The sequence below is a fragment of the Rhizobium leguminosarum bv. viciae USDA 2370 genome (assembly GCF_002008365.1).
Taxonomy (GTDB): domain Bacteria; phylum Pseudomonadota; class Alphaproteobacteria; order Rhizobiales; family Rhizobiaceae; genus Rhizobium; species Rhizobium leguminosarum.
Genome location: NZ_MRDL01000001.1, coordinates 192,997 through 214,096, shown reverse-complemented (window position 1 = coordinate 214,096; position 21,100 = coordinate 192,997). Strand labels below are relative to the sequence as shown.

Below are 21,100 nucleotides of genomic sequence, written 5' to 3'. Positions count from 1 at the left end.
ACGAGACCAATGACCGATCAAGCCATCGCGCTACAGCCTGAACTGATCAAGAATTCCGACGCGGTCGCCGGCCAGTGGAAGCTTATCTGGCGGCGCTTCCGTCGCCATCGCCTGGCGCTGGCGGCAGGCGTCGTCATCTTTTTGATCTACCTGGTCGCCCTGTTTGCCGAGGTTCTCGCCCCGGTTTCATCGCAGACCTACGATTCCCGCTACACCTATGCACCGCCGCAGCAGATCAAGTTCGCCGGCTACGACGCGGCCGGGCAGTTTCATCCGCTCTACGTCAACGGTTATTCGATGAAGGTTGACCCGATCGCGCTCAGCCGCAATTACGTCCCCGATCCGGCCGTCGTCATCCCCCTCGGCTTCTTCGTCAAGGGAGAACCCTACCGGCTCTGGGGGCTGTTCGATTTCGACCGGCACCTGATCGGCCCGATCGAGATGGGCAAACCATTCTACCTGTTCGGCGCCGACCGGCTAGGTCGCGACGTCTTCAGCCGGACGGTCCACGGCACGCGCGTGTCTATGTCGGTCGGACTGATCGGCGTCGCAATCAGCCTCATCCTAGGCATCATCCTGGGCGGCATCTCGGGGCTCTACGGCGGCTGGGTGGACGATGTGATCCAGCGCTCCATCGAACTCATCAACTCTATCCCGACCATTCCGTTGTGGATGGGCCTTGCGGCTGCCGTTCCGATCAGCGCCGATCCGATTCTGGTCTATCTCTGGATCACCATCATCCTGTCGCTGATCGGCTGGACCGACCTGGCGCGGGTGGTGCGCGGGCGCTTCCTGTCGCTCAAGACGGAAGACTTCGTGATCGCCGCCCGTCTCGATGGCTGCTCGCAGATGCGCATCATCTGGCGGCACATGGTTCCGTCCTTCATGAGCCACATCATCGCCTCGGTGACGCTCGCCATCCCGACGATGATCCTCGCAGAAACCGCGCTCTCCTTCCTCGGCATCGGCCTGCGCCCGCCGGTGGTGAGCTGGGGCGTGCTGCTTCAGGAGGCACAGAACATTCTCGCCGTCTCGAGCGCACCCTGGCTCTTTCTTCCCGGTCTCGCGGTGATCGTCACCGTGCTCGCCCTCAATTTCCTCGGTGATGGATTACGCGATGCTGCAGATCCCTATGAATACTGATCCCAATTTTGCCGCAGCCGGCGGCCGGCACGGGGATCGTGACCCGCTGATCGAGGTCGTTGATCTCAGGACCCATTTCTTCGGTGGTGCGGGCACGATCAAGGCGGTCGACGGCGTCTCCTTTTCCATCCCACGCGGCAAGACGGTCTGCGTCGTCGGCGAATCCGGTTCGGGCAAGAGCATCACCGGCCGCTCGATCCTCAACCAGGTTCCGCGGGGAGGGCGGATCGTCTCGGGCGCAATCCGCTACCGGCCGGATCCCGCAGCACCCTCGATCGACCTGGCGGCGCTCGATCCGCGCGGCCACGACATGCGGGCGATCCGCGGTGCCCAGATCGGCCTGATCAGCCAGGAGCCGATGGCCGCACTTTCCCCCGTTCATACGATCGGCAACCAGATGGTGGAAGTGATCCGCTTGCATCTGAAGATGGGAAAGAAGGAGGCGCGCGAACATGCCATCGAGACATTGGCTCTGGTCGGCATTCCGCGGCCGGCCGAGCGCATGGAAAGTTATGCCTTCCAGTTTTCCGGCGGAATGCGCCAGCGCGTCTGCATCGCGCTCGCGCTTGCCTGCCGCCACAGGCTGTTGATCGCCGACGAGCCGACCACGGCACTCGATGTGACCACCCAGGCCAATATCCTCGATCTCCTGGCCTCGCTGCAGGCCGAATTCGGGCTCTCGGTGCTGTTCGTGACCCATGATCTCGGTGTGGTGGCCGAGATCGCCGACGAGGTCGTCGTCATGTATGTCGGCCGGGTCGTGGAAGCAGGCAATGTCGACACGATCTTCCACGCACCGGCGCATCCCTACACCAAGGCGCTGCTGCAATCGGTGCCACGCATGCATGGGCAACCCACCGAACGGCTCGCGATCATCGATGGCATGGTGCCCTCGCGTTTCAACCGGCCCCAGGGCTGCAGCTTTCATCCCCGATGCAAAGAGGCGAGGGCGGGCCTGTGCGACCAAAAGGATCCGCAGCCCATCGCCATCGGCGACGGGCATGTCGCCAGCTGTCTGCTTTACGAAGGAAGACAATGATGGCGGATCTCATGAAGCAACCAAGCCCACTGCTCGAACTCAACGATCTCAGGATGCATTTCCCCATTCGCAAGGGCGCATTCCGGCGTGTGGTCGGACACGTCAAGGCGGTCGACGGCGTTTCGCTTCGCGTCCAGGATGGCGAAACACTTGGTATTGTCGGGGAGTCCGGCTGCGGCAAGTCCACGCTTGCCCGCACGGTGCTGCGCATCTATCAGCCGACGAGCGGCGAAATCCGCTATCGCAGCCGCAATGGCGGCACGGTCGATCTCGCGGCGTTGTCGGGTTCTGCCCTCGACGAAATCCATCGCGACCTGCGCATCGTGTTTCAGGACCCGCAATCTTCGCTCAATCCGCGCCTTCCTGTCATCGACATCATCGGCGAGGTGCTTGGTGTCAACGGCATCGCCAAGGGCCGGGAGCTCGAGCACCGGGTCGCCGACCTGATGCAGAGCGTCGGCCTGCGGCCCGAATACATGCACCGTTATCCCCATGCTTTCTCCGGCGGAGAGCGCCAGCGCATCGGCATCGCCCGGGCGCTGGCCTCCAATCCGCGGCTGGTGATCGCCGATGAGGCCGTTTCGGCGCTCGATGTCAGTGTGCAGGCACAAACCATCAACCTCCTGCAGGACCTGCAGGAGCAGTTCGGTCTGACCTATCTCTTCGTCGCCCACGACCTCTCGGTCGTCCGGCACATCTCGGATAACATTGCCGTCATGTATGTCGGTCGGGTGGTCGAAAAGGCGCCGACGGAGCAGATCTTTTCGCGCCCACTCCACCCCTACACCGAAGCGCTGCTCTCGGCCGTGCCGATCGCCGATCCGAGGATGCGCCGCCATGGCCAGCGCATTCGGCTGGCGGGCGAGGTCGCCGATCCCGCCCATCCGCCTCCCGGCTGCGCATTTCATCCGCGCTGCCGCTACGCCACCGAGCTTTGCAAGCAGGAGGTGCCGGCGCTGCGTACCGTCACAGCCGATGGGCACCAAGTGGCCTGTCACTACGCCGAATCCTTGTCGCTTAATCCCTTCGCCGACCGTACCGTTCCGGAGTTCAATTGATGCCCGAATTCATTCCACGCTCCGAGCAGCGTCCCATTGTGGATACCTCCTCCACGACGCTCGATCTCATCTACTTCGACCTCGTCACGCTTCCGGCCAACGGCCAGGACACGCGGCGGCTGCCCATGCACGAAAGCCTCTACGTCGTGCTGTCGGGGCAGGTGGATATCGAGGTCGATGACATCATGTTCGAAGCGGTGGGCCGGCGAGCCGATATCTGGGGAGGCGATGCGGACTCGGTTTACGCGCCCGTCGGCGCCAATGTCCGGATATCGGCTCGTGGCGCGGCGGCGGAAGTCGCCCTTGCCGGCGGCCTCTGCGACACGCGTTACGCCGCGTTTCGCATCACGCCGGATGAGGTCGACGCGGTCAATGTCGGCTCGTCGGACACGCACAGCCAGCGGCGGATCGTCCACCTGCTCGGACAACGACAGAACGGACGCTGCGGTAACCTGCTGGTGAGCGAACTCTATGCCGGTGAGGGATGCTGGTCCGGCTACCCCCCCCACAAGCACGATACCGAAGACGGTGATGTCGAGACCCGGCATGAAGAACTTTATCACTACCGCTTCCAGCCCGAGACCGGTTTCGGCAGCCAGATCACCTATGATGAAGACGGTCCGGTCAAGATCCTCATGACCCGCAATGGCGACACAGTCCTGGTTGACCGGGGTTACCACCCGACGGTCACCTCGCCGGGGCACCGGGGCTATATCTTTACCATTCTCGTCGGCAAGCATCGTCGGGGGCTGATCCAGCGCTTCGATCCCGCCCATCAGCATCTGACCAAAACCATCCCCGGCATCGATGCGATGCGCGACAAGTTCAAATAATCCGGCTCCTGGCCTCGTGTGCCGGCATTGCGGCGCACCGCCAAACTTCCGCCCAAGGAGAGATGACCCATGCGTGAACGTACGCGAATAAACGTTGATGCCAGCGAAGCGGTACGCCCGTTCAACCGGTTCTGGCGCGGCACCGGTTTTTCGCCCGCCGAGCTGCTGCTCGAACCCGAGATGCGACAGATGCTTGCCTATATCGGCGGCCTGCCGAATGAGGGCATCAAGTTCCTGCGTGTGCATTATCTCTACAATCTGCTGAGCGCAAAGGGCGGGGCTGGTTATGACTGGTCCCTGCTCGACCGCGCGCTCGACGTGATGATCGAACACCGCCTGAAGCCGTTCTTCGAGCTGATGGGCAACCCGTCGGGCTTGTTCACCGACTATGAGGACATGGATCAGGTCAGGCGCTGGCGGGATCTCGTGACGGCAACAGTCGACCGTTATGGCGCGCGTTACGGCATGGACGAATTGCGCACATGGTATTTCGAAACGACGAACGAGGCCGATTCCGGCTGGTGGACCTACGGGATCAAGGGTTACACCAACTATTACGACGCCTGCGTCGCGGGGCTCGATGCCATCGATCCGAGCCTGCCGATGGGCGGGCCCGGCACCGCCCGCACGCTCTCGCCGATCTTTCGCGCCCTCATGGCTCATTGCGACAGCGGCACGAGCTGTCTGACCGGCGATGGCCCGCCGCGGATCGACTACATCTCGATCCATGAAAAGGGCGTCAACGGCAGCAAGGAAGACCTCACCCCGAAAACCAACGCCATCGTCGACCGCACCTTGCTCGTCGTCGACTATCTCAAGGAACATCACCCGCGCCTGGCGGGTCTTCCCATCGTCAATGATGAATGCGATCCGCAGCTCGGTTGGAGCGATCATCATAGCTGGCATGGCAAAGCCTATTATGCCGGTATCATCGCCCGCATCATCGAGCAGCACGACCGTCGCATCATCGCCCCGAAAGCGGCGAATTTCACCTTTCTCAGCAGTGACCACGCCTTTATCGGCGGCTGGAGCCAGCGCACGATCTTTGCCTATTTCGGTTCGCGCAATTTCACCAAGGCGCAGTGGGAGCACAAGACCAATCTGGATATGCTGGTTACGGATGTCGACAGGACGCCGCCCTTCGACATCATCAAGAAGCCCGGCCTCACATCGATGGAACTGCTGGCAACGCTGGGCGATACCGTTTGCAAGGTGACGGCCGAACCGCCGCTTGATCCCGACCAGGATGGCCTGGCGATCCTGCCGACACGGCTGCCGGGCGGCGGTGTTTCCATCAGCCTCATCCATAGCGTCGATGCCATCAACCGTTCGGGCCGGACCGCCGTCCGTCTCGAGGTGAGCGGCTTGGTTCCCGGCCGGCACGCAATTTGCCTGCTGCGCATCGACGAGGAATTCACCAATCCGATGGAGGTCTGGGAGGCCCAGCGCGACGAAAGCAATCCGCGCGGCCCCTTCGAGCCGGTCGGCGCACCGCCCGCACCGACCGAGGCGCAGTTTGCCGAACTGCGCCGGGCGCAGGAGCCCGCCTTGCTGCATCCGATCAGCGTCGTCGCGTGCGACGAAGGCCGGATCAGTGTCGACCTCGATGTGCCATTGCCGTCGCTGACGCAGGTGCTTGTCGTTCCCGATGTCGGCGTGCCACCGGCGGCACCGACCGGCCTTGTCGTCGAACGTTATCTTGGTCTTGGCGGCCGGGAAGAGCGCATGCTCTTCTGGGCTGCCGGCGATATCAGCCCGGCCATCTTCTACGATGTCCTGGTCAGCACCGATGGCGGGACTTTTGAAAAGGTCAGTTCTGCCCCGCTGATCTCGACGGCATTCCTGCACATGTCGCCGCCCGAGGGCGTGCGTTATGCGGTGTGCGCCCGCGATGCATTTGGCCGCCGCAGCGAGCTTTGTGTTTCCCGCTCATGAACAATGCCTTTCTGTCTGGGATCTGATCCATGGATATCGCCTATTTCACCAAGACCCTGGAAGGGCTGCCGCTCGAGGAGGCGGCCGGGATCACTGCCGGTTTGGGATTCGACTGCGCTGATCTTCTCATTCGCGATGGCCACGCCGTTTCCCCTGACAGGCCGGAGGAAATCGTCAAGGCCGTGACGCTCTTTGCCGCGGCCGGCCTGCGCACGCCGATGGCGACCATCGATTCCACCCGGCCCGACGATGCCGCATCCCGGCTTCTCGGCTGTTGCGGCGAGGCTGGCATCGGGCAGGTCCGGCTTGGCTTTTGGCGCTACGACCCGTCGCGGCGCTGGCAGGCCCAGCTTGATGAGGCGCGGCGCGATCTCGACGGCTTCGAGCGCCTGGCCGAACGCTTCGGCATCACGCTGACAATCCAGCTTCACGGCGGCACCCTGCACAGCTCGGGCGCGCTGGCGGTGCAATTGCTGGCCGGGCGTGATCCCGTCAGGATTGGCGCCTATCCCGATCCGGCCAATCAGATCATTCGCGAGGGGAGCGAGGACTGGCGTCTGACCCTCGATATTCTCGAACCGTGGTTCTGTTGCATGGGCGTCAAGAACAGCGGTTGGTTCCCCGGCGCATACGGAGCTCATGGCCAACGCGCATGGCATTCGGACTGGTATGGGCTCGACGAAGGCATGGTGCCCTGGAACGAAATCGTTCCGCATCTGGTGGCCAATGGATTTGCCGGCGTGCTCTCGATGCAATCCCAATACCGCGTCTCTCGAGAGCAGGCGCTCGACAAGGTCCGCGCCGATCTTACCCATCTCAGGCGCCTGGTCGCCGCAGCGAAAGAGTAGAACCATGAACGAACAGGCTCCCGTTATCGCCGTACTGCTGACCGAAAAAACTCGCCGGATGATGCTGGACGACGCAGCGATTGCCCAGTTGAACGCCCTTGGCGAGGTGCGTTGGCCGACCGGCGCCACCATCGACGCCACCGATGTCGACCACCTGCTGCAAGGCGCCACGGCATGTCTCACCGGATGGGGCACGCCGCCCTTCGATCCTGCCGCGCGCCAGCGCCATCCGCAACTCGCTCTTGTTGCCCATTCGGCAGGCAGCGTCCGCACATTGGTCCCGGCGCGTCTGTTCGACGATGGCATTCGCGTCACCCATGCCGCCTCGAAAATTGCCGCCTCAGTTGCCGAGTTCGTCGTCGCCGAAGCGCTGCTCGCCATGCGCGGCATTCATCGGCTGCATCATCAATTGCGCAACGGCGGTGAATGGCTCGACGTCCGCGCAGCCGTGCCACAGAGATTGCTGGGCGCCAGAACGGTCGGCATCGTCGGCGCTGGATATGTCGGCCGGGCGGTCATGCGGCTGCTCGTTCCCTTCGGCTGCCGCGTGCTGGTTGTCGATCCCTTTCTCCACGATAGCGAGGCTGCTGCGCTCGGCGTTTTCAGCGCTGAATTGAACGATATGCTGGCTCAGAGCGACGTGATCTCGCTGCATGCGCCTGTCCTGCCCGAAACGCACCGCATGATCGGCGCCCCCGAACTGGCGCTGCTACACCCCGGCGCGCTGTTCATCAACACGGCGCGCTCGCAGCTGGTCGACGAGGCGGCTCTGCTCGCCGAGATCCGCTCCGGCCGCATCGAGGCGGCTCTCGATGTCTTTGACGACGAGCCGTTGCCTCCGGATAGTCCCTTCCGCGATCCCGCATTGGCCAATGTCACCATTTCGCCGCACGCCGCCGGTCACACCGAAGAGGCGCATCTCGCCCAAGGACAGGCCATGGTGGATGAGATCGGCCGGCTGCTTCGCCGCGAACCGCTCCATCATGAAGTCTCGCGCGCCATGCTCGACCGCATGGCATGACCATGGACAGAAGCATTGGAGGTTCCGTGACCGCGCCGCGTATCAGAATCATCGAGATCGACGCCTTCGAGCGCGATATCAAGCTGCGCCTGCCGTTCCGCTTTGGCGCGGCAACTCTCGAAAAGGCGCCGCAAGCCTTTCTCAGGGTCCGTATCGAGGATGAAGAGGGGCGAACCGCCCTTGGCGCCGCCGCCGAGATGATGGTGCCGAAATGGTTCGACAAGAACCCGGCGCTGACGCCGGCGCAGAATGTCGATCAGTTGCGCACTTCGATCCGCACTGCTGCTGCCGCTTCGCTCGAGCCGTCGGCGCCGACGACATTGTTTGCCGCCGCCCGCCTGAACGAGATGGAAACCGTGCGGCGTTTGCCTGGAAATCCGTTGGCCGCCGGTTTCGGCCCTTCGCTCATCGCCCGCGCCGCGCTCGATGCCTATTGCCGCCTTGCCGGCATTTCCTTCTTCGAGGCGGTGCGGTGCAATCTCGTCGGCATCGGCGGCCCCATGCTGCCCGACGATATCGACGCGGATGCAGCGTTGGCGGTGCTTTCCGATCTTCGTCCTGCTGGCTTGATCTCGGCCCGGCATACGATCGGGCTTCTCGATCCGATCACCGAAGGCGATATCGTCCATCCCGTCGGTGACGGCCTGCCGGAAAGCCTCGAGGCGGTGATAACGCGCTATGGCAACCGCTGGTTCAAGATCAAGCTTTCAGGCGCGATCGATGCCGATATCGACCGCCTGATGCGGATCGCCGCCGTGCTGGACCGCATGCCCGACTATCGGGTGACGGTCGACGGCAACGAACAGTTTGGCGCCCCCGAACAACTCGCCGCCTTGCTGGCGCAGATCGAGGCGACGCCGCAGCTGGCGAGGCTGCGTGCGGCCATCGCCTTTGTCGAACAGCCGTTCTCGCGCGCAATCACCATGGAAACGCCGTTGGGGAATCTCGCGGCGCAATTGCCCTTTCTGATCGATGAGAGCGACGATGGCGACGGCGCCTTCGCCCGCGCCCGGGGGCTCGGCTATACCGGCGTCTCCTCGAAAACCTGCAAGGGCATTTGTCGTTCGTTACTTAAGGCGATCCGCATCAGAACCGGAACGGTGCCGGGACTGTTCCTCTCGGGCGAGGATCTGACCTGCCAAGCCGGGCTCGCCGTGCAGCAGGATCTGGCGCTGGTCTCGCTGCTCGGCCTCTCCCATGTCGAACGCAACGGTCATCACTATGTGGCCGGCATGCAGGGAGCGTCGCAGGCGGAGAAGGCGCGCTTTGCTGCGGCCCATCCCGATCTCTACGAGCAGGGAGCCGACGGACCGCTGCTGTCGATCCGCGACGGCCGGATCACTATCACTTCACTCGAGGCGGTCGGCTACGCCAGCGGCGCCTTGCCAGATTTCGAAGCGATGACGCCATTGTCATGACGCCCGGCAATATTCAGCATGAGATAGGGCGTGCTGCCCTGTTGAGCTGTTCGATCTGTCCAGCAAACGCGTGCTGATCACCCGGAGCATCAATCACCCCGTTCCTCCAATTGAAATGTCTTCCAGTAGAGCATCACGCTCTATTCGAACGTTTTCTGCGCGGCCTGATTGGATCCAGGGACTTAAGAAAGCAGAAATTGAGATATAATTCTTTGAATTAAGCTTCAGCAACCACCGCCAAATCTCGGCAAGTATGGTTTTCCGCTCCGCGAGGCGGCAACGCAGAATATTTCGATGTGCCTTGGACACACGACACTCCGGATTGAGCTGAGGTCGAACTCTAATAGCTGTGCGGATGTTAGCGCGGTTAAGGAAGTGTAAAGTTTGGTAAAGGTTCTTTCTGTGACACAGCGAGCTACGCTGTTGGCAGGGAAGATGCAGGACGCGCAGGCGGCGCGAGGCCGCCTGCGGGGGAACACGTCCCGCGGTCTCGTTCCGGGGGAGGGAATTCGACCGAAGAGGTTGCCATGAAGGTCGCCGGGCGTCGCCGGTATCGGGCGCTGGACCAGCTTGCGAATAGCTTGCCAAAAGCAGTCATCTCTGACCTTGCCCTCGCTTCGAAAGCCCGGGCTTGAAGGTGATCGCCGCGCGATCGTTGGATGCCTGCGGTTCCGAGTCGGCGGTATCAGGCCCGGTCCGGCGCAGAAGGCGCTTGAGCGCCTCGTTGAGGTCGTCGACGAAGGTGAAGATGACGGGGATGACGATGAGGCTGAGCAGCGTCGACATCATGACCCCGCCGATCACCACGATCGCCATCGGCTGCCGGAAGCTGGAATCGCCGCCTGTCAGGCTGAGAGCGACCGGAAGCATGCCGAATGCCATGGCGATGGTGGTCATGATGATCGGTCGCGCGCGCTTGTGGCAGGCATCCACAAGGGCATCGAACCGCGACATGCCCTGGCGACGCGACATGATCGCGTATTCGATGAGAAGGATGGAGTTCTTCGTCACCACGCCCATGAGCATGAGCAACCCGATGACCGCCGACATCGAGAAGCTGGTTCCGGTCACCACCAGCGGCACCAGCGCACCGCCGAGCGAGAGCGGCAGAGCCATCAGAAGGGTGAGTGGCTGCAGGAAGTCGTGGAAGAGCAGGACGAGGACTGCGTAGATGCAGAACACGCCGATCGCCATTGCAAGGCCAAAGCTCTGGAACAGCTCCGAACTGCGCTGAAGCTCGCCCTGTTCGACAAGGGTGACCCCCGGCGGCAGGCGCCTGAGTGCCGGCAGAGCCTGCGCCTCGCGGTTGACGTCGCCCAGGATGCGGCCGTTGAGCTCGACGGAAAGGGTGACATTGCGCATCCGGTCGATACGGTCGATCTCCGATGGACTGCCGCCGATCCGGATATCGGCAATCGATCCGAGATCGACATTGCCGTTCGTTCCGGCTACCCGCATGTTCCTGATATCGTCGAGCTTGGTGCGTGTCTCGGGGCTGAAGCGGACGACGATGGGAACCTGGCGCTGTGGCAGGTTGAGCTTCGGCAGATCGGCGGAGTATTCCCCATTCGTCGCCACGCGCACCGCCTCGGCGATGGCGCTCGAGGTCACCCCGAGCGCTGCTGCGCGCGCAAAGTCGGGCGTGATCTGGATCTCGGGCGCTTGCCTGGCCGCTGTTGATGTCACCGCGCCGATGCCCTGCAGCGTGCGGAGCTGTTCCTCGAGCGCCGTGCTTGCACTGTCAAGCGCGTTGGCATCGTCACTGGCAAGGGTGATCTCCAGCTTCGTGCCGTTGCCACCGCCGCCGACCGCGACCCGCACGCCGGGAAGCACCGAGAGAGCCTGCCGGATGTCGTTTTCGATTTCCGACTGTTTGCGATCGCGCTCGCCGATGGGCGACAGCATAGCGACGATCGTCGCGGATCCGACGCTGCTCGTGGTGCTGGAGTCGGGGCCACCACCCGAGGATGCGGAACCGACCGAGGAAAAGACATGTGTCACGTCCCGGAGCTTGTCGACGATATCGGCGGCCTTCGTGGTGGTGGCGTCCGTCTGCTCGATAGTAGCACCCGGCTGCATGGTGAGCGTGATCTGGGCTCGCGCGTCGTCGGAAGCGGGCAGGAAGCCGGATTTCAGGAGCGGGATGGTGGCAAGCGAAAGCGCGACGACGACGGCAGTCACTGCCACCGTGGTCTTCCTGCGGTTCATGGCGGCTTTCACGATTGCCAGATAGGCGCGCATGACGCGGCCATCCTTTTCCTCCGTCGGATGGGCCTTCATGAAATAGGCGGCCATCATCGGCGTCAGCAGGCGTGCGACGACGAGCGAGACGAGGACCGCCACCGCGGCGGTGATACCGAACTGGCGGAATATAAGTCCCGGTATGCCGCTCATGAAGGCCGTCGGCAGGAAGACCGCGACCAGCGTGAAGGTGGTTGCAATGACGGCGAGCCCGATCTCGTTGGCCGCCTCCAGAGCGGCGTCGATCGGCCGCTTGCCCATCTGCAGGTGGCGCGCGATGTTCTCGACCTCGACGATGGCATCATCGACAAGGATGCCGACCACGAGCGACAGCGCCAGCAAGGTGACGATATTCAGGCTGAAGCCGGCCAGGTACATCACAAGGAAGGTCGGTATGACCGACAGCGGTAGCGCCACGGCCGACAGGATCGTCGCACGCCAGTCCCGAAGGAAGAGCCAGACGACGATGATCGCCAGGATCGCCCCTTCGTAGAGCATGTGCATCGAACCATCGTAGTTGTCGATGATCGGCCCGATCGTGCTGTAGGCCTCCTCGATCTGCACGTTGGAATGCTTGGCTGCGAACTCCTTCATCGCCTTGTCGACATCGTCCGCGACACCGCTGTCCGAAAACCCGTTCGAGCGCTTGATCTCGACCGCGACCACCGGTTTACCGTCGAGATAGGCCATCGAAGAACGCTCCGCGAAGCTGTCCGTGACGGATGCGACGTCGTCGAGACGAACCTGCTGCCCGTTGGCCAGGGGAATTCTAAGCTCCTTCAGAGCGTCGACCGATGCCACGGCGCCGAGCGTGCGCAATGTCTGACGAGTGCCGCCAATCTCCCCCAGGCCACCTGAAGTATCGGCCTGAACCGACTTCAATTGCGCCGACACAGTGGTCGCGGTGACGCCGAATGCAGCCATCGTTGTCGGATCGAGGTCGACGTGAACCTCGCGGTCGACACCGCCGATGCGGTTGACCTGTCCGACGCCCGGTACCGACAGGAGCGCCTTGGTCAGATCGTTGTCGATGAACCAGGAGAGCTCGGTTTCATTGAGGGCCGTAGACCGGATGGCATAGGTGACCAGCGCCGAACTCTGCACGGTGACTTTGGTGACGCTTGGTGCCTGCATCTGCGCCGGCAGATCGGCTTGTGCGCTGTCGACGGCGTTGCGAACCTCGTTCAAGGCCGTTTCGCTGTCCTTCTCCAGTTTGAAGGAGACACTGATCGACACCGTGCCGTCGGTGATCGTCGTGGTGACGTGGTCGAGATAGCTCAGCGAGGCAAGATTGTCCTCGATCGTGCGGGCGACCTCCGTCTCGAGCTGCGCCGGCGCGGCGCCATCGAGCGTCGCGGTAATTTTGATGGTCGGGAGGTCCATATCGGGGAAGTTCTGGACCGGCAGATGCTTGAAGGCCAGCAAACCGCCGACGGCAAGCATCGCAAAGAGCAGGATTGCCGGTACGGGATTGCGGATCGAAAATGCGGAAAAGTTCATCAACCTTCTCCCGCAATCTTCACGAGATCGTTGTCCGACAGAAACGCTCCGCCCGACGTCACCACTCTCGCCGACTTATCTATGCCGGCGACGATCTCGACTTCGCCGTCGGTGCGACGGCCGGTCTCGACCCGGACCCGCCTTACCCGCTTGTCCTCGCCGGCGGCAAAGACGTAGTTTATGCCGTCACGGAAAACGATCGCGGTCTCCGGAACCGTCAGCGCCGGCGTGGTCCTCAATTCGATGGTGCCGGTGACATAAAGACCGGTGCGCGGCTGAACGTCCGGGGGAAGCGCGACATAGACGATCGCCCGGCTTGTATTGGTGTCGATCGAAGGTCCGACGAGCCTCACCTTTCCCTGAATGGGTCGTCCGTCCGGCCCGTCGATGTCGACGCTCAATCCTTCGGAGATGCGTGAGAGGTAACGAGCCGAAACCTCGGCCTGCCATTCGACCCGCTGTTGGCGGACCAGGCGAAACAGTTCGGTGCCCGACGAGACGACCGCGCCGAGTTCGGCCGATCGCGAGGTTATCAGGCCATCGTCGACGGCCATGACGGTTGTCTGGTCGAGCTTGATCTTCTGGCTGTCGAGCGCCGCCTCTTCAGACGCAAGACTTGCCGTCGCCGTCTGTTCGTCGGCGAAATATTCGACAATCTTCTCATCCGAAAGGGCGCCCGACGAGCGAAGCTGGCGAGCCCGATCGGCATTGGCCTTCGCCTTTGTCAGGGTTGCCTGAGCGGTCACGACGGCCGCTTCCTGCTTGCGAAGGTCGGCCTGCACGCTGTCCTGCGACAGCCGCACCAGGGTCTGCCCCTTCTTAACCACGGAGCCGACGTCGGCCAGGATTTCGGTTACGCGCAGACCGCTCGTCTCGGAAGCAATGATGGCTTCCTGCCACGGCTTCAGCCAGCCGCTTGCGGGAACGGTTTCCGGCCAGTCCCGCTCAGCCGGCGTCACCAGCGAGACGGTAAGGGCGGGTGCGGCGGATTGGTCCGCCATGGCATTGCGCAGGGGAAGCAGGAGCGTTGCCGCAACAAGAGCAGCAGCGAATATTCTGGGCGGTTTTCTCAACGATGCACTCCTTGTGGTCAAAGGATGGGTGCCTTTTCCCGATCCGTGCCAACTCGATGAAGGATTGCGGCTCATGTTGAGGCAACCCGATCCTGGCTCGCGGTGATGTCATGGAAGGATAAGTAACGGGGTGAACGTTAAGTGCGGTCAAGTTAGTGTTAAGTTAGGTAAAACTCGCTCATGCGACTGTGTTTGTGCTGTAAGGCTCACAAGGATCAATGACGGACGAAGTGAATGAACAAGGTTCTCCTCATCGACGACGATGCCGAGCTGACGACGCTTCTGCAGGAATATCTGGTCGAAGAAGGATATGAGGTCGTCACCGATACGGACGGTCGCGCCGCGATTGCCGCTGCCGCCGGCAATACGGTCGATATTATCGTGCTCGACATCATGATGCCTCGGATGAACGGGATCGAGGTTCTGCAGAGGATCAGGAAGCTCAGCCAGGTTCCCGTGCTGATGCTGACCGCAAGGGGCGATGACGTCGACAGGATATCGGGTCTCAATCTCGGCGCCGACGATTATGTGCCGAAGCCATGCTCGCCGGGCGAACTTGCGGCGAGGTTGCGTGCCATCCTCCGTCGGGCAGGTCAGCCTGCTGCCGGCGCGACGACCGACACGATAAGGGCGGGAAAACTCGTGATTCATCCGAGCAGCAGGATCGCCGAATGGCGCGGAGAAACCTTGGAACTGACCGGCACCGAGTTCAGCCTGATCGAGGTGCTTGCCCGCAGCGCCGGCCAGCTCGTGTCGAAGCAGGACATTTCGAAGCGGGCCTTCGGCAAGCCGCTGACCCCGTTCGATCGCCGTATCGACGTCCATATCAGCAGCGTTCGTCAGAAGCTCGGACTGAGGGAGGACGGACAATCCTGGATCCAGTCCGTTCGCGGCCAGGGCTATCAACTTCTCGTGGACTGACCATGCCCCGGCTTTTCTGGAAGTTCTTCGCGACGATCTGGTTGACGCTTGCAACGACGCTCACGGTCATCATCGTGATCGTCAACCTCTTTCAGATCCCGCCGCCTGGCCGCGATCGGGAATACCAGGAGCGAGCGATCATTCTGAAGCTGACGGCGAATGTGCTCGCAAGGGATGGGGAGGACGCCGCAGCGCGCTTCATCCGCACAAGTGAATATACGGTGCCACTAGGTCTGACGCTTTCGAAAACCATGCAGTCGCCTGCGTGCGGAGACGAGGGCAGGGCAGAGACGAAGTCCATTCTGAAGGACGGAATTTGCTACCGGATCTCCGTGGCGCCAGAAGCGAACTTCCTTCTCAACATTGCGGACAACCTGGCGCTGCTGGTTCCTTGGCTTTCGATTTTCGTTTCGAGTACGGTCGCTGCCGCCGCACTCGCCCGCTATCTCATTCGACCCGTCGTACATCTGCGCGACGGCCTGAGCGCGCTCGCCCATGGCCGCTTCGACTTCCGTATCGGCAACCAGATGGCCGGCCGAAAGGATGAAGTCACCGCACTGGCGCACGACTTCGATTCCACTGCCGCGCGGCTTCAGGAGCTTCAGGATGCGCAGCAGAGGCTATTTCATGACGTCTCCCATGAATTGCGTTCGCCCCTGTCTCGTCTGCAGGCCGCCGTCGGCGTCCTTCGGCAAAGCCCGGCCAAACTCGGCGCCATGTTGGATCGGATGGACCGGGAGGTCGAACGGCTCGACGCGCTGGTCGGCGAAGTTCTGACGCTAGCCAGGCTGACCGCGGGCTCCGGCCTGCCGCTGAAGACCCAGGCCCTGGATGTCATCGAGCTCCTGAACGAAATCCTCGGCGACGCGGCATTCGAAGCCCAGGCACGCGAGGTCTCGATCACAACCAGTGTCGAGGGCACCTTCCGCGCCGAGGTCGAAGGTGAGCTGATCTACAGGGCGCTCGAAAACGTCGTCCGCAACGCCGTCAAATACACGGCCGAGCATTCGCACATATCAGTGGCTTGCGAGGCGACGACCGGCCGCCTCAAAATCTGCGTCACGGATCAGGGGCCGGGTGTCCGGCGAGACGAACTCGAACGGATCTTCCAGCCGTTCTCACGTGGTAAAGAGGCTGTGCCAAGAGGCGGATACGGCCTGGGTCTGGCCATCACCCGGCAGGCGATCGAACGCCACGGCGGGCGTGTACATGCGTCATTGCCGGATGCCGGAGGCCTGGCGGTCACCCTGGAGCTTCCCAGGAAGCCGGTACCCTATGGCTTGGCGGACGAACACGCCTGAGGACCAATCGACGAAGCTCGAGGCGGTGGTGGATGAGGCCCCGCAACCCAGACTTTACCTAACTTTACAGTGTCTTTACCGCCATTAACGTTGGCGCCGCTAAGCCTGAACCTACGATCCCGGTTCAGAAAGCTCGCCAGTGAGTCCGTCGCTCTGCACAAGAATATCATCCCTCCGCTACGCCACATCGGCACTCACGCTTTTGGTGGCAGGCTGCGTCAGCGGCCCGGATCACGCTCCCCCACAGATGCCGCTTCCTGCTAAATTCCAAGAGGGCGGGACCAAGAGCAACGGCGATGTCGTGACGGCACAGTGGTGGACGGCCTATCGCGACAAGCGGCTCGACGGCCTGGTGGCCCATGGCCTCAGCGAGAACCTCGATGTGCTGCAGGCGCTCGAGAGCATCAACTCGGCTTCCGCCAATGTCACGGTTGCCGGCGCCGGCGGCCTGCCGAGCCTCAGTGTCGACGCATCGCACACGGTATCCGGCGAGAGGGGGCGGCTCCGCACGACGGTCGGCACCGAGAATACCACAGGCGGCCAGGCCAGCCTTTCCTGGCTGCTCGACTTCTTCGGCCAATACCGTCGCTCGAAGGAGAGTGCCATCGCCTCGCTGGGGGCCGCCTATGCAACGGCCGACAACACAAAGCTCACCTTCCTGAAAGACCTGATCGAGAGCTATATCGACGCCCGTTATTACCAGGAGCGAATCGCGCTTTCACAGGCGAGCTTGAAATCCCGCCAACAGACTTACGAACTGACACAGCTGCAGCTCAAGGCAGGTGCGGCCTCCCGCCTCGACGTCGTTCAGGCCGAGGGCCTGGTACAGTCGACAAAGTCCGACATTCCCGGCCTCGAACAGAGCTTCACCGAGTCAGCCCATCACATTGCCACTCTGCTCGGGATGCCGGCGGCCTCGCTGATGAACGAGCTGCAGAAAAGCGCCGGCCAGCCGGTTTTCCGCGGCGACATTCGCGCCGGCATTCCGGCCGATCTCATCCGCAACCGTCCCGATATCCACAAGGCTGAACGCGATCTGGCTGCAGCCGTTGCCGACATCGGCGCTGCCGAAGCCCAGCTCTACCCGTCGATCTCGCTCTCCGGTTCGATCTCGCCGAGCTGGGTCAAATCATCCGGTGCCAGCGGCGGAACCCTGACCAGCTGGTCTTTCGGACCGACGCTCAACCTGCCGATCTTCGATGGCGGCAAATTGCGTGCGAATGTCGATATCGAAAAATCCGATGCCAAGACCCAGTATCTCGCCTGGAAAGAGGCGGTGCTGAACGGGGTCGAAGAGGTGGAAAACGCCCTGTCTGCAGTCCGCCGCGACAGGCAGACGTTGGGACCGCTGCGCAGGCAGGTGGAAACGGCCCAGGAATCGCTCGCACTTTCGACCACGAGCTACAAGGATGGAGCTTCATCTCTGCTCGATGTGCTGGACGCTCAACGTTCGGTCTCCGATGCCCAGGCAAGCCTTGCAGCCACCGTACAGCAGGTTGCCAAGGACTATGTGGACCTCTACGTCGCCATTGGCGCCGGCTACCTGACGCAACAAGCGCAGAACGCTCCCGAGCGAACGGCGAAGTCAGACTAATTGGCGGAGCATTTGCTCTATCGCCCAGCCACATCGAGAATGCGGATCGCGAGCTTGAGATGCGGCAGATCCAGCATGCGTCCGTCGAGCTGAATGACGCCTGCGTCGGGCCTGGCGGCAAAGGCGGCGGCGACTTTCTCCGCCCAGGCGATTTCGGATGCATCCGGCGTGAAGGCGTGATTGATCACTTCGACCTGGCTTGGATGGATGGCCATCATACCGGAAAAGCCGTCGCGCCGGGCGCGGCCGACATAGGCCCTGAGACCGTTGAGATCGCGGAAATCGGGATAGACGGTGTCGATTGCCGGGACGGCGGCGGCATGGGCGCCGAAAAGTGTGAGCGAGCGGGCAAACTCGAAAGGTGGCGTATAGCGGCCATCCGTCCTCCGCGCGGTCGTAGCCCCCATCGCGGCGGGCAAATCCTCAGCGCCCCATGTCAGGCCGCAGAGGCTGGTCGAGACATCCCGGTAGCTGCCGATCTCGAAGATCGCCGATGGTGTTTCGGTTGCGATCGGCAAGATGGGAATTGCAGATGCAAGAGAGCCTGCGAGCTTCAGCACCGAAGTGGCACCCTCGGCCTTCGGCAGCACGATTGCGAAAGGATGAAGGCCGCTCAAAGCGGTCAGGTCGTCTTCGAATTCTGGCGAGGCGAGGGGATTGATCCGAATCAGGAGAGCGGTCTCGCCGGCATGATGCAGGACGAACTCGTGCACGCTCTCGCGCGCTTTCGGCTTGTTCAAGGGCGCAACCGAATCTTCCAGGTCGAGAATGACGGCATCGGCGCCTGAGGCGAGCGCCTTTTGGAAACGCTCCGGCCGGTCACCGGGCGCAAAGAGCAGCGAGCGCAGCCTCATGACGGCTTCACCTTCAGCATTGCCGTGCGCAGGCATTGACAGACGGTTTCGCCGCGCTGGTTCAGAGTGATATGCCGGAAGGTGACGATGCCGGCATCGGGGCGGGAGTTCGAGCGACGCAGTTCCATCACCTCGGTTTCCACCCGCAGCGTATCGCCAATGAAAACCGGCTTTGGCATCGTCACCTTGTCATAGCCGAGATTGGCGACGAGCGTGCCGAGCGTGGTGTCGCCGACCGAAAGGCCGACGGTGAGCGCAAAGGTGAAGGTGCCGTTGACGACGATCCGGCCGAATTCGGTGCCGGCCGCATAATCGGCATCGAGATGCAGCGGCTGCGGATTATGGGAGAGCGTCGTGAACAGCAGATTGTCGGTCTCCGTGACCGTGCGACGGATGTCGTGGGCGATGCGGTCGCCGACCGTCCACTCGTCGAAATAACGGCCGGCCATCAATCCTGCTCCTTCACAACGCTGACGACGAGTTGGTTTTCCGAGACCCTGATACCCGAGGAAACCTGCAGTTTTTCGACGAATCCATCGAAGGGTGCGCGCAGCGAATGTTCCATTTTCATCGCTTCAACCGTCAGCAGGCGGTCCCCCTTGGCGACACGATCGCCTTCGGCGACATCCACCGAAATGACGAGGCCGGGCATGGGCGAAAGGATCGCGCCATCGCCGGCGCCCTGACTTGCCTCGACTTCGCTGGCAACGGGCAGGCGGATCGGCCAGGCATTGCCGGCGTCGAAAAGCACCGTCGTTTCACCGATCGTGACGGTCTTTGCCTCAAGCTCCCGACGCGATTGCCCCCAATGGAGATGATCGCCGATACGGATACGCACCCTCTTGTCATCCGCGCCGGCGATGCGGAACCCAGTGAGCGCGGACCAGGGATCGCCATCGGTATCTTTTGAAAGCAGCACGGTGGCTGCGGTGTCGATCGCGATTTCGCTCGGCTCCGTCGCCACAAGGCTATCGCCATGGCGGTCGAGAAAGCCGGTATCGATCCGAGCTGCGCGAAAATCCGGATCGACGGCGATGCGGGCGAGCAGGCCGGCATTGGATTTGACCGGCCAGACCTCGATACTTGCGCAGGCGGCTGCGAGCTTCGAAAGTGCTGCCTCGCGGTTCGGCCCGTGGGCAATGATCTTGGCGATCATCGGGTCATAGAAGGCGGTGATGTCATCCCCTTGCTCGACACCGCTATCGACGCGGACCGACTCCGGCAGGCTGAGATGTTCAAGTCGGCCGGTCGAGGGCAGATAGCCGGCGGCAGGATTTTCGGCATAGAGCCGGGCTTCGAACGCCCAGCCGTTCATGGCGATCTCGTCCTGCATTTTCGGCAAGGGCTCGCCGCTAGCGACCGTCAACTGCCAGAGCACCAGATCCTCGCCAGTAATTGCCTCGGTGACGGGATGCTCTACCTGCAGGCGGGTGTTCATCTCCATGAACCAGATGCGATCTTCGCGAAGGCCCTCCGAGGCATCGGCGATGAATTCGATGGTGCCGGCGCCGATATAATTCACCGCTCTTGCGGCCTTTACCGCCGCATCGCAGATCACTGCCCGGGTAGCGGTGTCGAGGCCGGGAGCGGGGGCCTCCTCAATGACTTTCTGGTGACGGCGCTGCAGCGAACAATCGCGTTCGAACAGGTGGACACAATTGCCGAACATGTCGGCGAAGACCTGCACCTCGATATGGCGCGGATTGGCGATATAACGTTCGATCAGAACGCGGTCGTCGCCGAAGGAGGCGGCCGCCTCCCGGCGGCAGGAGGCGAGAAGTTCGGCGAAATCTTGCGCGCGCTCGACGCGGCGCATGCCCTTGCCGCCGCCGCCGGCGACGGCCTTGATGAGCACGGGATAACCGATGGTGTCCGCCTCAGCCGCCAGCCTCTCTTCGCTCTGGTCCGGTCCGAGATAACCAGGGGTCACAGGCACGCCGGCCGCCTGCATCAATTCTTTCGCGGCATCCTTGAGTCCCATCGCACGGATGGCGGCAGGCGGCGCGCCGACCCAGATGATCCCGGCCTTTTCCACCGCTTCGGCAAACCCGGCGTTTTCCGAGAGGAAGCCGTAACCGGGATGGATCGCCGCAGCGCCTGTTTGCCGGGCGGCCTCCAGGATGCGTTCCTGCGAGAGATAGCTTTCCCGGGCCGGCGAGGGGCCGATGGCGATCGCCTCGTCCGCCTCCCTTACGAAGGGCAGGCCGGCATCGGCCTCGGAATAGACGGCGATGGTGCGGATGCCGAGCATCTTGGCCGTGCGGATGATGCGGCGGGCGATTTCGCCCCTGTTGGCAATGAGAAGGCTTTCCATCATCGGC

The 21,100-nt window shown here is 62.6% G+C and carries 16 protein-coding genes; 11 read left to right on the top strand and 5 right to left on the bottom strand.

Translation table 11 applies throughout. From position 1 onward, the window contains the following. Positions 1-9: 9 nt before the first annotated feature. From BS629_RS01005 to BS629_RS00970, 8 genes are all read left to right on the top strand, one after another. Positions 10-1,143 carry an ABC transporter permease gene (locus BS629_RS01005; RefSeq protein ID WP_018246742.1) on the top strand — a complete coding sequence of 378 codons (1,134 nt, stop codon included), beginning with the start codon at positions 10-12 and terminating at the stop codon, positions 1,141-1,143. After that, entirely contained in the window at positions 1,133-2,182 is a 1,050-nt protein-coding gene (locus BS629_RS01000; RefSeq protein WP_077987919.1) for an ABC transporter ATP-binding protein, read from the top strand. The genes BS629_RS01005 and BS629_RS01000 overlap by 11 nt, the downstream gene beginning before the upstream one ends. Continuing rightward, positions 2,182-3,240 (top strand): ABC transporter ATP-binding protein, encoded by a 1,059-nt coding sequence (locus BS629_RS00995; protein ID WP_018246744.1) that lies wholly within the window; start codon positions 2,182-2,184, stop codon positions 3,238-3,240. Before BS629_RS01000 ends, BS629_RS00995 begins: the two co-directional genes overlap by 1 nt. Then, entirely contained in the window at positions 3,240-4,073 is an 834-nt protein-coding gene (locus tag BS629_RS00990) for a 5-deoxy-glucuronate isomerase (protein WP_018246745.1), read from the top strand. The genes BS629_RS00995 and BS629_RS00990 overlap by 1 nt, the downstream gene beginning before the upstream one ends. Positions 4,074-4,142: 69 nt before the next feature. Beyond that, on the top strand, positions 4,143-6,008 hold the full coding sequence (locus tag BS629_RS00985; protein WP_018246746.1) for a GH39 family glycosyl hydrolase: 1,866 nt from the start codon (positions 4,143-4,145) through the stop codon (positions 6,006-6,008). 29 nt (positions 6,009-6,037) lie between these two features. After that, positions 6,038-6,856, top strand: a complete 819-nt coding sequence (locus BS629_RS00980) for a sugar phosphate isomerase/epimerase family protein (RefSeq protein ID WP_018246747.1) — start codon at positions 6,038-6,040, stop codon at positions 6,854-6,856. 4 nt (positions 6,857-6,860) lie between these two features. Continuing rightward, positions 6,861-7,877: a hydroxyacid dehydrogenase gene (locus BS629_RS00975; protein WP_018246748.1), complete on the top strand. Its 1,017-nt coding sequence runs from the start codon at positions 6,861-6,863 to the stop codon at positions 7,875-7,877. Next, positions 7,874-9,295 (top strand): enolase-like domain-containing protein, encoded by a 1,422-nt coding sequence (locus tag BS629_RS00970; protein ID WP_018246749.1) that lies wholly within the window; start codon positions 7,874-7,876, stop codon positions 9,293-9,295. The genes BS629_RS00975 and BS629_RS00970 overlap by 4 nt, the downstream gene beginning before the upstream one ends. Positions 9,296-9,889: 594 nt before the next feature. Here the strand turns inward: BS629_RS00970 and BS629_RS00960 are convergent. Together BS629_RS00960 and BS629_RS00955 are read right to left on the bottom strand one after the other, a co-directional pair. Beyond that, entirely contained in the window at positions 9,890-13,036 is a 3,147-nt protein-coding gene (locus tag BS629_RS00960; protein WP_018246750.1) for an efflux RND transporter permease subunit, read from the bottom strand. Continuing rightward, on the bottom strand, positions 13,036-14,109 hold the full coding sequence (locus BS629_RS00955; protein ID WP_026188798.1) for an efflux RND transporter periplasmic adaptor subunit: 1,074 nt from the start codon (positions 14,107-14,109) through the stop codon (positions 13,036-13,038). Before BS629_RS00955 ends, BS629_RS00960 begins: the two co-directional genes overlap by 1 nt. A gap of 234 nt (positions 14,110-14,343) precedes the next feature. Between BS629_RS00955 and BS629_RS00950 the strand changes: the two genes are divergently transcribed. The 3 genes from BS629_RS00950 (at position 14,344) to BS629_RS00940 (ending at position 17,925) form a co-directional block, all read left to right on the top strand. Beyond that, on the top strand, positions 14,344-15,030 hold the full coding sequence (locus BS629_RS00950; RefSeq protein ID WP_018246752.1) for a response regulator: 687 nt from the start codon (positions 14,344-14,346) through the stop codon (positions 15,028-15,030). A gap of 2 nt (positions 15,031-15,032) precedes the next feature. Beyond that, a complete protein-coding gene (locus BS629_RS00945) occupies positions 15,033-16,331 on the top strand; it encodes a HAMP domain-containing sensor histidine kinase (RefSeq protein ID WP_077987918.1) in 1,299 nt (432 codons plus the stop codon). Between the two features lie 139 nt (positions 16,332-16,470). Then, positions 16,471-17,925: an efflux transporter outer membrane subunit gene (locus BS629_RS00940; RefSeq protein WP_018246754.1), complete on the top strand. Its 1,455-nt coding sequence runs from the start codon at positions 16,471-16,473 to the stop codon at positions 17,923-17,925. 17 nt (positions 17,926-17,942) lie between these two features. On the opposite strand, the gene BS629_RS00935 is transcribed toward BS629_RS00940, so the two are convergent. The 3 genes from BS629_RS00935 to BS629_RS00925 are packed head-to-tail and all read right to left on the bottom strand — an operon-like array spanning position 17,943 to position 21,096. Further along, entirely contained in the window at positions 17,943-18,779 is an 837-nt protein-coding gene (locus tag BS629_RS00935) for an HpcH/HpaI aldolase/citrate lyase family protein (protein WP_018246755.1), read from the bottom strand. Beyond that, complete coding sequence (locus BS629_RS00930; RefSeq protein ID WP_018246756.1) at positions 18,776-19,228, bottom strand: MaoC family dehydratase; 453 nt, start codon at positions 19,226-19,228, stop codon at positions 18,776-18,778. Before BS629_RS00930 ends, BS629_RS00935 begins: the two co-directional genes overlap by 4 nt. Beyond that, a complete protein-coding gene (locus BS629_RS00925) occupies positions 19,228-21,096 on the bottom strand; it encodes an acetyl/propionyl/methylcrotonyl-CoA carboxylase subunit alpha (protein WP_018246757.1) in 1,869 nt (622 codons plus the stop codon). The genes BS629_RS00930 and BS629_RS00925 overlap by 1 nt, the downstream gene beginning before the upstream one ends. Positions 21,097-21,100: the final 4 nt, after the last annotated feature.

Bases quoted from the DNA above. Each gene is read 5' to 3' on its own strand.
- BS629_RS00960 (WP_018246750.1), bottom strand. From the start codon at position 13,036: ATGAACTTTTCCGCATTTTCGATCCGCAATCCCGTACCGGCAATCCTG.
- BS629_RS00925 (WP_018246757.1), bottom strand. From the start codon at position 21,096: ATGATGGAAAGCCTTCTCATTGCCAACAGGGGCGAAATCGCCCGCCGC.
- BS629_RS00980 (WP_018246747.1), top strand. From the start codon at position 6,038: ATGGATATCGCCTATTTCACCAAGACCCTGGAAGGGCTGCCGCTCGAG.
- BS629_RS01000 (WP_077987919.1), top strand. From the start codon at position 1,133: ATGAATACTGATCCCAATTTTGCCGCAGCCGGCGGCCGGCACGGGGAT.
- BS629_RS00990 (WP_018246745.1), top strand. From the start codon at position 3,240: ATGCCCGAATTCATTCCACGCTCCGAGCAGCGTCCCATTGTGGATACC.
- BS629_RS00945 (WP_077987918.1), top strand. From the start codon at position 15,033: ATGCCCCGGCTTTTCTGGAAGTTCTTCGCGACGATCTGGTTGACGCTT.
- BS629_RS01005 (WP_018246742.1), top strand. From the start codon at position 10: ATGACCGATCAAGCCATCGCGCTACAGCCTGAACTGATCAAGAATTCC.
- BS629_RS00950 (WP_018246752.1), top strand. From the start codon at position 14,344: ATGAACAAGGTTCTCCTCATCGACGACGATGCCGAGCTGACGACGCTT.
- BS629_RS00935 (WP_018246755.1), bottom strand. From the start codon at position 18,779: ATGAGGCTGCGCTCGCTGCTCTTTGCGCCCGGTGACCGGCCGGAGCGT.
- BS629_RS00970 (WP_018246749.1), top strand. From the start codon at position 7,874: ATGACCATGGACAGAAGCATTGGAGGTTCCGTGACCGCGCCGCGTATC.
- BS629_RS00995 (WP_018246744.1), top strand. From the start codon at position 2,182: ATGGCGGATCTCATGAAGCAACCAAGCCCACTGCTCGAACTCAACGAT.
- BS629_RS00930 (WP_018246756.1), bottom strand. From the start codon at position 19,228: ATGGCCGGCCGTTATTTCGACGAGTGGACGGTCGGCGACCGCATCGCC.
- BS629_RS00975 (WP_018246748.1), top strand. From the start codon at position 6,861: ATGAACGAACAGGCTCCCGTTATCGCCGTACTGCTGACCGAAAAAACT.
- BS629_RS00985 (WP_018246746.1), top strand. From the start codon at position 4,143: ATGCGTGAACGTACGCGAATAAACGTTGATGCCAGCGAAGCGGTACGC.